The sequence below is a fragment of the Bacillus shivajii genome, from assembly GCF_020519665.1.
Taxonomy (GTDB): Bacteria; Bacillota; Bacilli; order Bacillales; family Salisediminibacteriaceae; genus Bacillus_CA; species Bacillus_CA shivajii.
Genome location: NZ_CP084703.1, coordinates 3,444,450 through 3,457,410 on the forward strand (window position 1 = coordinate 3,444,450; position 12,961 = coordinate 3,457,410).

The 12,961-nt window shown below is 36.9% G+C and carries 16 protein-coding genes; 8 read left to right on the forward strand and 8 right to left on the reverse strand.

Annotation, left to right across the window (positions count from 1 at the left end):
- The first annotated feature begins 23 nt into the window (after positions 1–23).
- From LGQ02_RS16610 to LGQ02_RS16620, 3 genes are read left to right on the forward strand one after another with little or no spacing between them, the layout of a single operon-like run.
- Positions 24–551, forward strand: coding sequence for a DUF2249 domain-containing protein (locus LGQ02_RS16610; RefSeq protein WP_226515453.1), 528 nt, complete (start codon positions 24–26; stop codon positions 549–551).
- A 12-nt stretch (positions 552–563) separates the two neighbouring features.
- A complete protein-coding gene (locus tag LGQ02_RS16615) occupies positions 564–1,835 on the forward strand; it encodes a hypothetical protein (RefSeq protein WP_226515454.1) in 1,272 nt (423 codons plus the stop codon).
- A gap of 13 nt (positions 1,836–1,848) precedes the next feature.
- A complete protein-coding gene (locus LGQ02_RS16620; protein WP_226515455.1) occupies positions 1,849–2,160 on the forward strand; it encodes a metal-sulfur cluster assembly factor in 312 nt (103 codons plus the stop codon).
- Positions 2,161–2,568: 408 nt separating this feature from the next.
- Here LGQ02_RS16620 and phnC read toward each other — a convergent pair whose 3' ends face one another.
- The 4 genes from phnC to LGQ02_RS16640 form a co-directional block, all read right to left on the reverse strand.
- A complete protein-coding gene (gene phnC, locus LGQ02_RS16625) occupies positions 2,569–3,303 on the reverse strand; it encodes a phosphonate ABC transporter ATP-binding protein (RefSeq protein ID WP_226515456.1) in 735 nt (244 codons plus the stop codon).
- Positions 3,304–4,068 (reverse strand): phosphonate ABC transporter, permease protein PhnE, encoded by a 765-nt coding sequence (gene phnE / locus LGQ02_RS16630; protein ID WP_319003483.1) that lies wholly within the window; start codon positions 4,066–4,068, stop codon positions 3,304–3,306.
- Positions 4,069–4,278: 210 nt separating this feature from the next.
- Entirely contained in the window at positions 4,279–5,193 is a 915-nt protein-coding gene (gene phnD, locus LGQ02_RS16635; protein ID WP_226515457.1) for a phosphate/phosphite/phosphonate ABC transporter substrate-binding protein, read from the reverse strand.
- 207 nt (positions 5,194–5,400) lie between these two features.
- Entirely contained in the window at positions 5,401–6,426 is a 1,026-nt protein-coding gene (locus LGQ02_RS16640) for a YVTN family beta-propeller repeat protein (protein ID WP_226515458.1), read from the reverse strand.
- Positions 6,427–6,618: 192 nt separating this feature from the next.
- Here LGQ02_RS16640 and LGQ02_RS16645 point away from each other — a divergent pair, with 192 nt between their 5' ends.
- The 4 genes from LGQ02_RS16645 to LGQ02_RS16660 all read left to right on the forward strand — a co-directional run bounded on the left by LGQ02_RS16645 (position 6,619) and on the right by LGQ02_RS16660 (position 9,372).
- Positions 6,619–7,521, forward strand: coding sequence for a sulfurtransferase (locus LGQ02_RS16645; protein ID WP_226515459.1), 903 nt, complete (start codon positions 6,619–6,621; stop codon positions 7,519–7,521).
- 11 nt (positions 7,522–7,532) lie between these two features.
- On the forward strand, positions 7,533–7,901 hold the full coding sequence (locus LGQ02_RS16650; RefSeq protein WP_226515460.1) for a rhodanese-like domain-containing protein: 369 nt from the start codon (positions 7,533–7,535) through the stop codon (positions 7,899–7,901).
- A 14-nt stretch (positions 7,902–7,915) separates the two neighbouring features.
- The gene (locus tag LGQ02_RS16655; RefSeq protein ID WP_226515461.1) at positions 7,916–8,176 is read left to right on the forward strand and encodes a sulfurtransferase TusA family protein; all 261 of its coding nucleotides are present in this window, start codon (positions 7,916–7,918) and stop codon (positions 8,174–8,176) included.
- A 77-nt stretch (positions 8,177–8,253) separates the two neighbouring features.
- Positions 8,254–9,372 carry a YeeE/YedE family protein gene (locus LGQ02_RS16660; RefSeq protein WP_226515462.1) on the forward strand — a complete coding sequence of 373 codons (1,119 nt, stop codon included), beginning with the start codon at positions 8,254–8,256 and terminating at the stop codon, positions 9,370–9,372.
- Positions 9,373–9,550: 178 nt separating this feature from the next.
- Here the strand turns inward: LGQ02_RS16660 and LGQ02_RS16665 are convergent, their stop codons facing one another.
- The 4 genes from LGQ02_RS16665 to LGQ02_RS16680 form a co-directional block, all read right to left on the reverse strand.
- Positions 9,551–10,165 (reverse strand): class I SAM-dependent methyltransferase, encoded by a 615-nt coding sequence (locus LGQ02_RS16665; protein WP_226515463.1) that lies wholly within the window; start codon positions 10,163–10,165, stop codon positions 9,551–9,553.
- A gap of 86 nt (positions 10,166–10,251) precedes the next feature.
- Positions 10,252–10,797, reverse strand: a complete 546-nt coding sequence (locus tag LGQ02_RS16670) for a peptide-methionine (S)-S-oxide reductase (protein WP_226518353.1) — start codon at positions 10,795–10,797, stop codon at positions 10,252–10,254.
- 129 nt (positions 10,798–10,926) lie between these two features.
- Positions 10,927–11,247 carry a redoxin domain-containing protein gene (locus tag LGQ02_RS16675; RefSeq protein WP_226515464.1) on the reverse strand — a complete coding sequence of 107 codons (321 nt, stop codon included), beginning with the start codon at positions 11,245–11,247 and terminating at the stop codon, positions 10,927–10,929.
- Positions 11,248–11,451: a hypothetical protein gene (locus LGQ02_RS16680; protein ID WP_226515465.1), complete on the reverse strand. Its 204-nt coding sequence runs from the start codon at positions 11,449–11,451 to the stop codon at positions 11,248–11,250.
- A gap of 220 nt (positions 11,452–11,671) precedes the next feature.
- On the opposite strand from LGQ02_RS16680, the gene LGQ02_RS16685 reads away from it, so the two are divergent.
- The gene (locus LGQ02_RS16685) at positions 11,672–12,958 is read left to right on the forward strand and encodes an ATP-binding protein (RefSeq protein WP_226515466.1); all 1,287 of its coding nucleotides are present in this window, start codon (positions 11,672–11,674) and stop codon (positions 12,956–12,958) included.
- Positions 12,959–12,961: the final 3 nt, after the last annotated feature.

Genomic DNA, 12,961 nt, shown 5'->3' on the forward strand with positions numbered 1-12,961 from the left:
AGTCAAATATACAGGAGGCTGTTATGAGTCAAAAGGTAACTCTCGATGTTCGCAAAGATTTAGAAAATAACCAAGATCCGTTCAAAAAAATCATGAGCACGGTGAAAAATTTAAATGATGATGAGATTTTCGTCCTTCACTCGACAATAAAGCCTACTCCATTATTAGGGGTCATGAAAGCAAAAGGATTTGACAATGAAGTCGAAAAGCTCGGAGAAAAACATTACCAAACAACTTTCCAAAAAAGAAAGAATGGCTTGTTTTCTTCGTTTTTTAAGAAAAAGAAACGTGAAGTTGCGCCAACAAATAACTCTCCTCTAAATCAAGAGGAATTAACCGCCACTTTTCTTGATAACCGAGGGCTTGAACCACCACAACCAATGGTTCGAACAATAAAACGATTAGAAATGCTCGAACCTAATGAAACATTAACGATCCATAACGATAGGGTTCCAGTCTATTTAATCGAAGAACTAAAAGATATGGGGATTCGCTATTCGATCGAGGAACAGCCTGATGGTTCAGCTAAAGTGCATTTAACGAGAGAATAGAGGTGAGCTTGTATGCAGAGCGGCTTGCAGCAATCATTATCAAAAAGCGATAACCAATTTATTTTGCCATTTTCGTTTATTATTTCTAGCTTCTTTTTTCTAATTATCTTTTCGGTCATGTTTATCCTATATCCATCTTCCTTTTCACCAGAAATGGTGAGAGGACCACATGGTATTGCCCTTTCTCATTTGTTTATTTTAGGATGGATGACCACATTAGTCATGGGAGCAATTTATCAATTAATTAGCGTGATTACGCAAAAAAATATTCACAGTAAAAAAGCAGGATTCACGCATTTTTTCCTACATTTCATCGGCGTTACTGGGCTATTAATTTCAATTCCTGCTTTCAACCTTGAAGGAATGATGGTTTTTGGTGCAATGACAATAGTCGGCGTACTCATCTTTATAATCAATGTTTTTATGACAATCATTCGTTCAGAACTAAACAATCAAGTGATCTTTGCAACGAAAAGTTCCCTTATATATTTAGGATTAACTGTAGTCAGTGGGCTCATCATGGTTGTAAATTTCCGTTTTGGAATCATCGGTTTTCACCAGTCACTACTCGTTTCACATTTATGGTTTGGACTAATCGGTTTTTTCCTCTTTTTAATCGTTGGGTACAGTTTTAAGATGCTCCCCATGTTTTATTTATCACATGGGTTTTCGGAGAAATGGCAAAAATGGTGTCTCTTAAGTCTTCATATCGCCATTATTGCAGGGGCTTTTACAGCTTTTTTCAGTAAAGCTACTGCATTTCTCCCAGTGAGCCTATTCTTTTTAACGGTTGGTATCATCTTTTTTATTTTGCAAATAAAAGAAGTTCAACAAAAGAAGTTTAAGAAAAATCCAGGAAAAGGAATTCGCTTTTTTGTACTCCTCGTCTATGTATTCATGGCTGTATCAGTTGTGTTCTTTATTGTATCAGTCATCAATTCATCGCTCATTGTTAACCTGAACGTGTTGACACCTGCAATCTTCTTTTTCTTATTTGGCTTTGTGAGTATGTCCATTCTCGCTTATTTATCGAAAATCATTCCATTTCTATGGTGGACCTTCCGCTACGGAAAAAGTGTAGGAGAAGTTGAGACACCCTCACTTGCAGATATGATCGATGAAACAATCGTTTTACAAAAGCTTTGGCTACAATTCATTGCGTTACTATTATTTATTGTAAGTCTTGTCGTTGGGGCGACCTTATTTATCCAATTGACTGCAATTTTATTTGCAGGCTCGATTTTATATTACTTAGTGACGATTGCTAAAACATTTACTTATTAAGGAGGACGTTCAGATGAGTGAAAAAGAAAAAAGTGTGCTAAAAGAAGAAATTATGATGCAACTCGAATCGGTGATTGACCCTGAATTAGGTGTTGATGTCGTAAATCTCGGGCTAATCTATCATGTTGATATAACTGATGCTGATGTGAAAGTAACCATGACATTAACTACCCCTGGCTGCCCTTTGCACGAAACGATGATTAATGGGGTCAAGTCGGCCGTTCAACACCATCCAGATGTTAATCACTGTGAAGTCGAACTCGTTTGGGAACCGGCGTGGACCCCAGAAATGATGAGTCCAAAAATTAGAGATATGTTTGCTTAAGATAAGTTATGGTGAAGGTTCCTGCGGTGTGGGACCTTCTTTTTTGTTAGTGGGATGTGTGTATAATTATTAATTTTAGGTTCTTTCATATTCACTTTTTCTTTTGTTTATGCACGAATTGAGTCCTACAATTTTGAGTCCGGGTCACGTGAGTCAGACTCATTTTTGTAGGACTCAATCTTTACGTAATCTCAATTATTACGCATTATATCAAAGGTCAGACAACTACCCACAACTAGAAATAACTTCTATTTCATTTCAGCCCCCTAAACACTACACACACTTTTTCATAAACATAAAAAGCCAACCTGCCACATTGGCAAATCGACTTACATTCAAGTGATATATATTTTCTTAAAAAACTTCCATTTCTACTTCTTGAAACTGACTTTTTTTCCTCTCATAGAATCAATCATATATCAATCGATAACTCTCTTCATTAAATTGTGATGGTCGTCCATCAAAAATCAGTTCACCGTTTTTTAAACCTATAATACGTGTTGCAAACTGTTTCGCAAGCGATACATCATGGACATTAATAATTGTGATGAGTTGCTTTTCGTTATGAATCGTTTGAAGTAATTCAAAAATTTCTTTAGCTGTATTTGGATCTAGGCTTGCCACTGGCTCATCTGCTAAAAAAATCGATGGCTCTTGCATTAGTGCACGTGCGATGCCGACACGTTGCTTTTGTCCGCCACTTAACAATTCGATTTTTTGATCAATATATGACGATAAGCCTACTTCTTGAACATATCGAGCTGCTTTATTTTTTTCATCAGTTGAAAACAAACCGAGCAAACTTTCATATGCTTTCTTTCTTCCGAAAGTACCTGTTAGTACATTATGTCTTACTGTCATTCTAGGAATTAATTGAAAGTGTTGAAAAATCATCCCCATTTGTGTTCGCAACACCCTTTGAACTTGTTCTTTTTGTTCGTGTAAGTCCGTTCCTTCAATAAAGACAGATCCATTTGTAAGCGGCTGTAATCCGTTAATTGTTCGAATAAACGTAGATTTCCCTGCACCACTACGTCCTAATACACATACAAACTCTCGCTTTTCAAACGTCACATTGATATTCTTTAGTGCGTCTTCAATAGCTTTCGGGTAACGAACCGTAACATTCTCCAATTTAATCATTTATATCACCCTTTTTCTCACAAATGAACCAAACATATCAACGATAATGACTAACACCATAATAACGATGATCGACATTGCCATTCCATCGTAATAGAAACTTTGATATTGGTTGAAAATTTGTTGACCTAAACCACCACCACCAACAAAGCCAAGGACTAGCGACGTCCGAATCGCAACTTCAAAACGGTAAAAATAATGGGATAATATATTTGGCCATATTTGTGGAATTACAGCGAAGATATTCCCAACCCTCGATGTAGCACCAACTGATTTCATCGCTTCTTGAGGTCCTCGGTCTGCTGCTTCGATCAATTCAGAAATGAGTTTTCCGAGTACGCCGATATTATGAAGTAATATCGCAAGGACTGCTGCAAACGGGCCTAATCCGATTGCAACAACGAAAATCAAGCCGAAGACAATTTCAGGAACAGACCTTAGCCCTGAAAGGGAAAATCGACTCATGTAATAAATGAACGAATGTCTACTCGTATTGGATGCTGCTGCAAAACTTAGTGGAATAGCAACAATTAATGCTAATATCGTTCCTAAAAAAGCAATGCCTAATGTCACAATTGTTTCTCTCAACAGAAGCGGTAAAATAGACAGATCAGGAGGGAAAAATCGTGTTTCTATAAAGGAAAGAACATTCGACATATGGGGAAAAATCCACCACTGAAAATGTGTGACTTCCATGCTGTACCATGTAATGATTAGTAATATAACAATGTATATGAGGTGCTTTTTCCGAAACCAAACCATCATTCGAACGCCCTTTCTAACCAATAAATAGACTCGGTATTTACCGAGCCTTTAAACTGTAAAAACCTTCGCTTATCGTTAACGAGATTCTTAGTTCCCTTCACCTGTGTCGAGTAACCGCAGGAGAAGTTATTTACTATAATCTCATAAATTCTACTAGTATAAAAAGGAATGAGAAGACGCTCTCATTCCTCTTACTTCTCTTTATTATGCTTAATCAAGTGTTTCAGGGTCAAGCATGTTAAATTCTCTCGCTGCTTCTAATACATCTTCATATTGCTCATCATCAATCTCAATAAATGCATCAGCCCCGCCGAAAATGTTTAAAATTGCTTCATCTTCGATCGAAATAAACGCCTGTTGCACTTTCTTAATTAATTCTTCGTCCATATCATGTGGAACAACCCATGGGTATTGATATAGTTTTTCAGATTGCCAAATGACTTGAATAAGGTCAACATCGACAGCACCGTCGGCGACTAGTGCATCATAAATCGCACTGTCAATTGCTCCGATTTCAACTGTTTGGTTTTCGACTAATTGTGCCGTAATGTCGTGTGAGCCTGTATATCTAACAGAAGCAAACTCATGATTGTTCTCATCTTCAAACACGCCACGTTCAACTAGTTCTGTACCTGGAATAAGTGAACCAGACGTCGAAGATATGCTCCCAAATGCGAAGTCTATCTCACCAGGTCCTGGATTATCCAATGCTTCATCTAACGTTTCCCACGGTTGATCAATATGAGAAATCATATATGAATAATAATAAGGTTCACCGTCAATTAATTGTGTCAAAATCGCTTGTGCCCCACTATTTTCATGAGCGATTAAGTACGTTAATGGCCCTAAGTAAGCTAAATCAATATGACTATAATTGATCGCTTCAACAACGGCATTATAACTAGGATAATGCTCAACTGAAACTTCACGACCTAATTTGTTTGCTAACTCTTCTTCAAGACGGTCAAGGCCAGTTTGCATCTCACCAATTGATTGTGCTGGTATAACTGCTACTTCAAATATATCATCATTAGCTTCTAATGCTGAAGATTCATCCGCATCTCCACAACCTGTTACGATGATGAAGACTGTTAATATGATTGATAGTAACCCTAATCTCCTCACTACTTTATCACCTTTTTCAACATTTTTATTTTTTATATCTTCATTAAGTAAAGGTAGCATTAGAAGGAAAAGTTGTAAAGAAACTTATCGCATACTTTTTCAAAGGTTATGTGACAAAACTTCTCCATAAATATTTCCATTGAAAAAGTTGCAGCTAATATACTGCAACTTTTTCGAAATAACCTTTATCGCTCTTTTTTCATTGGTTTAACAGCTTCCGCCAATTCCTGGCAATGCTTTTAATTCAATTCCGTGTGGCATGTTCCCACCGATTTCAATTCGATACTCTTCTTCAAAGGCTTCCATATCGATGACAGATACTTCATTTGAACCACTTAGAGTAACATAAACACGAGACTGCTCACGGTTAAAAGATAAATGTTTAGCACCTTCTTGATTTTCTATACGTTCAACCACTTCACCAGCCTCAAGGTCAACAAGAGCTACAAAACTCTCTTCTACTGATGTAACAACTGCCTGATTTCCACCTTCAGTAATGACGACATCTGTTGCACCATGACCTACATCAATCACATTGACTGCTCCACTTTCTAAATTAATTTCTTCAAGTGTACCACCTTCACTTGTTGCAACATAAAGTTTGTTCTCGTATGCTCTAACAACTCTTGGTGTACCACCAGTTTCAAACGTATCTAAAACCTCTCCACTTTCTGCATCCAAAGCATACACGGCATGATTTTCATGATCAGTGACAAATAACGTTCCGTCTTCCAAATAAACATAATTCGTTTTTGCACCAGTACCTAAATCATACTGATCGACAACTTCCTGTTCTCCTACATTAACGACATCTATATATTGATCTCCGACTGTTGCGACATATAATGTTTGATTGTTTGAACTTAACGCAAGCCCATGAGGACGTGGCCCAACTTCAATTTCACTTTCTACTTCTAAACTTTGTGTATTCACGATTTCTACTGTGCTACTATCTTGATTTGCCACAAACGCTTGTCGCATTGTACTTGCAAAGGTAACGATTGTTGGTGCCATTCCCGTATCGATATCAGCTACATGCTCGCCTGAAACAACATCAATGACTGAAATAAGGTTATCTTCCTCACTTGGTACATAAAACTGTACACTCGTTAAATCGCCAGCATCTGAAACGTCTGTTTGATCGCCCCCTCCATTTTCTCCACTTTCAAGAGCACAAGCAGTCATTAACAAAATCATCGTCATAAGACCAAAAGTAAATATTGATTTCAACAAAATAATCTATCCTTTCTTCTTATAAATTTTAAAATATTTTTTATAGGAATCATTATACATAATCACAAATCCCGAGTAACCTCATATGATTTAATTAATAATCCCTTTTAACCTTATCGGAATTATGGTATTCTTGCAATATGGAATTGTTATTATCCCGTTTAAAACTAACAGAAGAAAGGACTAACACGTATGAAATTATTTAAAACATTAAGCTTCACCTTGCTTTTTAGTATTTTCATAGTTGCTTGCTCAAATGAAACTACTACTACTTCAGAAGAGGACTCCGGCTATGAGAACGAGCATCTTCTTGTTGATACTAATTGGTTAGAAGAGAATATAGAAGACACGATCGTTATTGATATTCGTGATGAAGAAGAATATGAAGGAGGTCACATCCCAGGTGCTGTACACCTTGATCGCGGCGAAATAACAGATCAAGATAACCCTGTATTTGGTGTCCTTGTCGAAGAAGAAGTATTCCAAGATGTTATGCAATCTAAAGGCATTAATGATGATTCCACGATTGTCATTTATGATGGAGGAAATAGTCTTTGGGCTTCACGTCTTTTTTACGGACTTGAATTGTATGGACATGAAGACGTACGTATCTTAAATGGTGGTTTTACTGCTTGGTTATCTGATGAACTGGAACTATCAACCGAAGCACCAGCTGTTGAAGAAGGTAACTTTACAGCAACTTTAAATCCTGACTTACAAGCATCTCAAACAAAAGTAGAAGAATTTATTGGTGATGACACATGCGTAATCATTGATACTCGTTCTGACGGTGAATATGACGGGTCTGATGTTCGAGCTGAAAGAGGCGGTCACATCCCTGGAGCAACTCACATCGAATGGTCTGAAGCGTTAAATGCTGAAGGTATTCCTACTTTTAAATCAGCTGAAGAGTTAGAAGAACTGTTTTCAACTGCAGGTGTAGACCGTGACAAAACAATCGTTCCTTATTGCCAAACTAATGTCCGTGGTGCACATACCTATTTCTCTTTAAGACTACTAGGTTTTGAAAATATTATTCCATATGAAGGTTCATGGGCAGAATGGGGTAACGACCCTGAAAGTCAAATTGATTAAGGTGGTAAACAATGTCATTTATGAAAGAAAATATTTCACAGCTAAATTATGATGAAGTAAGAAAGATTCATGAAAAACAAGCGTCTGAACCTATTTTAATCGATGTTCGTGAACATGAAGAATACGTGAATGGGCATATACCTGGTATCCCTCTCATTCCAATGAGTGAAATTGTTGATGTCATTGATGACTTCAACAAAGAAAAAGAGTATGTTCTCGTCTGCCGTAGTGGACGTCGCAGTCATGAAGTAGCAAAGTTTTTCAAAGACAATGGTATTGAAAACGTCCATAACTATGCAGATGGCATGCTTGGGTGGGATACTGCTAAAAACGAAGGCGAAGAATGGATCGTCAAAGATATTGAGGAGTTATATAAATAAAGGAGTGTTATAGAATGAGTTTAACAGATCAAGAATTAAAAGATTTAACAATCGACCATAAAGTTGATGCAATCGGTGAAGTTTGCCCACATACATTGAATATGGCTCTTGCAGAACTAAAGAAAGCAAAAACAGGCGAGGTCGTCGTTGAAGTTACTGATCATTCAATTGCAACGAAAACAATCCCTGCTGCTGTAAAAATGAACAAACAAGCAGAACACTTAGGTACATTAAAGGAATCTGGAACGTATACGATCTTCCTAAAAAAACTTTAATTTGATTTTTTCCGTTGAAGGCGATGCTACTCATTAAGGTCGTCTTCATTTTCATTCTAATATAAAGGAGTATCGCAATGTTTACTATAGATGCATTTATTATAGCTGCAATATTTGGCCTTATTTATGGGTTTCTTCTTCAAAAGGCAGATTTTTGTTTTGTTGCATCTGTTCGAGATTTTGTCAGTGTAAAGGATTCTCGAATTGGTAAAGGAGTTCTCGTATTAATGGCTACTGCTTTAATTGGTTGGGGGCTTGCTCTTACATTTGGGCTTGCATCCTTAGACCAAGTTTGGGCTGTTCCTGTTGGTGCAACAAACTTAATCGGTGGTATATTATTTGGTATCGGGATGACTATTGCAGGTAGTTGTGCTTCTGGTGCCCTCTACCGAAGTGGAATGGGTTATGTTCATTTTTGGATCGTTATTGCTTCAATGATCGTCGGTAATCTTCTTTTCGCATTTATTTATGATCCATGGGGAAGAGAATCTTTCATCGAACCGTTAACATTTACTGATGGGGGAGTTACTTTATATGCGTTAGGCCTTCCATTTATGGTCCTGCCTCTTCTTATCGTAGGATTTATGATTTTCATTTCCGTAAAACAGTTTGGCTTAAAAGAGTTTTTAAATGGGGTAAAAGGTGCAGTAACTGATTGGGAGAAAAACCCACTTAAACAACAACATTGGGATGTACGATTCGTTGCCTTCTTAATGGGGATAACAGCTACAATCCAATTTATTGTTCTCTCTTCGATCAGTGTAACAGGCCCTGAAACACGTATCGGTGGCGTGATTTTATCCACCATTTTTGGAGAGCAAGCTATATATAATAATTTGTATTTAAATAATATGTTTGCTTCTTACCCAGCTGTAGGAATTGGACCGGAAGAAACACTTGTCATCTTTATTATTGTCGGTGCATTTATTTCCTCTCTATTAAGTAAAAGCTTTAAAATTCGTTTACCAAAGGCACGTCGCCTGCCAACTGCGATTGGTGGAGGTCTCTTAATGGGGGTTGCTTCTCGAATTGCTCCTGGCTGTAATGTGGCAAATGTTGTAGCCGGCGTTGGCGGTCTATCTGTTGCAAGTTTCATTGTCATTATCGGGATGGCCATTGGCGTATTTATCGTTACAAAATACGTTTTCAAAATGCCGATCATGCTCTTTTACAGAGAAGATAAAGATGCCGCTTAGTAAACAAAACTTGGCTTATCGCCAAGTCCTAATGGAGAAAGCCTTAGTTGCCACAAGCAAAACTCCATTGATTAAACTACGAGTTGCGACGAGTAACCGCAGGAGCAGTTACTTTAATCCTTTAGCAAAGTTAAAAATTCTTAAAGTGAAAAAAAGCCTGAGACCAAAAGATATGGTCTTAGGCCTTTTTTATTTGTAATTCCCTCATCACCGATCCCATTACTTTTTTATCATTTACAATTTCAAAGTTTGTCATTTGTAAGTTTTCCATTGTTTTACGATTAATGTTTGCCCCAACGATTCCAACCACTAACGGATTTATCAAATCCATTATCTTTCCCAACACCGGATGATCACTTCTCATATGCTCTAACATGTAAAGCTCTCCATCATCTTTTAGAACCCTCCTGATTTCTGTTAAACCAGCTATAGGGTCTGGAACAGAACAAAATACACAAGTAGTTACCACAGCGTCAAACGTTTGATCAGGAAATGTCATGTTTTGTGCATCCATTTCAATCAATTCTACATTCACATGATGATTTTTGGCCATCCTTTTTGCAAATGTCAACATCTTTGGGCTAAAATCAATCGCTGTTACATTCGCACTTTTAGGGTAATAAGGTAAGTTTGCACCTGTGCCTACTCCGACCTCTAAAACGTCTTTCCCGCTCAAATTAGAAAAAATACTTTTTCTCCATTCTTCTTTTACCATTTTATCCATCATATTAAAAATAGGAGCAATCCGATCATAACGTTTTTGTATCATTGTTGTACGTTTTTGACCATTCATTTCATTTTTTCCACCTTTATGTATTGATAAACGTAAGGGGCTGTCCGATTAAGTATGAATAATAACTCGGTACACCCCCTTTGCATTTACCATTTTATCGATTCAACAACGTCAAGCATATGTTGCTTTTTATTATGTGACGTGAGTTCCGACTCAATTTCGTCTTTAATACTTCTTAAAGTACCAAATCCTTTTACAAGTCCATTTAGCCTAGCAACGAGTGTTCCATTTACAAAGTCTTCGTGATCAGGATAAAGAAGTGATAATCGTTCAACTGCCGATGGATATCTTTTCAAGTAATATTTTTGATGATAATCTTCTGCTATATAAAACTTCATGAATGGCGAAATTTCCGTTATGATCTCTGTGCCTCGTTGCTTTTTTATTTCATTTCTTTTTTTTATAGCAGCTTCCTTTTGAGGTTCAGTATGATAAAGGAGTAGTGACATATATTGTCTTCCTCCATACCTTTCGCCTACCGCATAATGATTGTCCCAAAAATGGTCTAAAAGCTCCTCATAAGAAATGAGACTACGGTCAAAGTCAACTTGAATGGTTTCAGTATGATCTCCCATCTTACGATAAGTAGGACTCTCTATCGTTCCACCCGCATAACCGACACGCGTTCGAATAACTCCATTTAGATGACCGAACTGGGCATCAGGCCCCCAAAATCAGCCCATGCCAAATGTTGCGGTTTCGAATTTACGGTCTTTGTCGTATAGGTCACTCATCAAGACTCTCCTTCTTCAATACTTTGTTTATAAATCTTCTAACACTTTTAGTACGTCTAAAGCATTTTCACCGACGAGATAATCAATTTCTGTTACCATTTGATTCGTTTCAGGATTAACTGCTGTGTAGCCTCGGTAAATTACTTCATCATCAAAGTCAATAAACCCTAATTGGGAGCCAAATTGAACATCGACATCTGTCAGCAGGTCAAAATCCAATCCTTCCCCATCCATAACTGCACTGTGACTCATTGGATCACTCGGACTAATTCCGTATACTGTGTAACCAAGCGATTCAACCTCTTCAATATAATTGTTCAGCTCAACTAGCTGAGAAATACAAAGCATTCAGTCGACACCAGTAAAGTACAAGTAGATTGCTTTTTCATTTTCAGTCATTACCTCTACTTCATTATTGTTCGTATCGACTAGAGCAAATGAATAGTCATTTGGTTGATAGTTTGAAAATTCACTCTCTTCTTCAGCTCCACACCCACTAACAACAAGAGAGATAGAAATTACCATGAACATCGTAAATAATAATCTTTTCATCTCTTTCTCCTTTCATAGAAACAAAAACAATTACTCTTAGTTTATCAGCAAAAGAACGAGATAATCAATGAATTGACTTTTTTGATTAAAGAGTCGCTCTATCCCTATATACCACATGAAATGGTATCTCATTCCACTTTGAAAAAACACCATTTTATGTCCAGTTTCTATGTTATAATCTAAAAGTTATTTTAATATAGATTGGAGGTTCTCTATAATTATGCAATTAAAAAAGGGGCTTTCATTGTATAAACTACCGTTAATGTACATTGCTCTAGGTATTTTATGGATCATTGTTACTGACACATTATTAATAAACATTCCATTAGATGTTGGATTAATAAATGCTGTACAAACATATAAAGGCATATTTTTTATTATAGTAACTGGCACCCTCTTTGGAGTCATTGTGAATAAAAACGCGAAAATCCAAAAAGTGAACGATGAAAAAGAGAAGCTTTCAACCTTAATAAACTCGATGTCTGAATTGATTCTTTTTAAAGACGAAAGTGGAAGATGGGTAGAATTAAACCACTATGGACAACAACTATTTGGTATCAGGCATCATGAATATGCTGGTAAAACGAATAAAGAAGTCGCTGAGCTTTCTCCTACCTATAAGGAAAAATTATCTATTAGTGACAAAACGGACCGACAAGCTCTTTCTACAAATGAAGCGATAAGAATGGTTGAGAAAATAGAACAAGAAGACGGAACAACGAAGACCTTTGAAATCGTCAAAGTTCCTCTCTTATATTCATGTAAACGTAAAAAAGGACTATTTATCATCGGTACAGATGTAACGGAAATGAAGCAATCTGAAGAGATGTTATTAAAGAAAGAAAAACTAGCTGTTGTAGGAGAACTAGCGGCTGGGGTCGCTCATGAAATTAGAAACCCTTTAACTTCTTTAAAAGGATTTACACAATTATTTCAGCAGACAGACCGCAACGGACAACATAAAGAGCACTATGAAATTATGTTAGGAGAACTCGATCGTATCGATTCCATCGTTAATGAACTATTAACGATTGCGAAGCCACAACCACTGAATTATGCCCAATGTGATCTGAACAAAATCGTATCAAATGTCATTTCCATCCTATCGTCAGAAGCAACGTTAAAAGGAGTGGATATCACATTTACTTCAGAAGAGGACATTCCGCTTACACATTGTGAACAATCTCAACTTAGACAAGTCTTTATTAATATATTGAAAAACGCAATAGAAGCTTCTTCATATGGGAATACAATTGAATTGAGCTTAATGAAGCTTAATAAGGATCATATAAAAGTACAAGTAAAAGACAAAGGATGCGGCATCCCAAAAGATCGGTTGACAAAGATTGGTGAGCCGTTCTTTTCGATGAAAGAAAAAGGGACTGGCTTAGGGATGACTGTAAGTTTCAAAATTATTGAGGCACATCAAGGGAAAATTACGATTGATAGTGAAGTTGATAAAGGTACGACTGTAGATATAACATTACCTACCTCAAAAAAATCATAAATA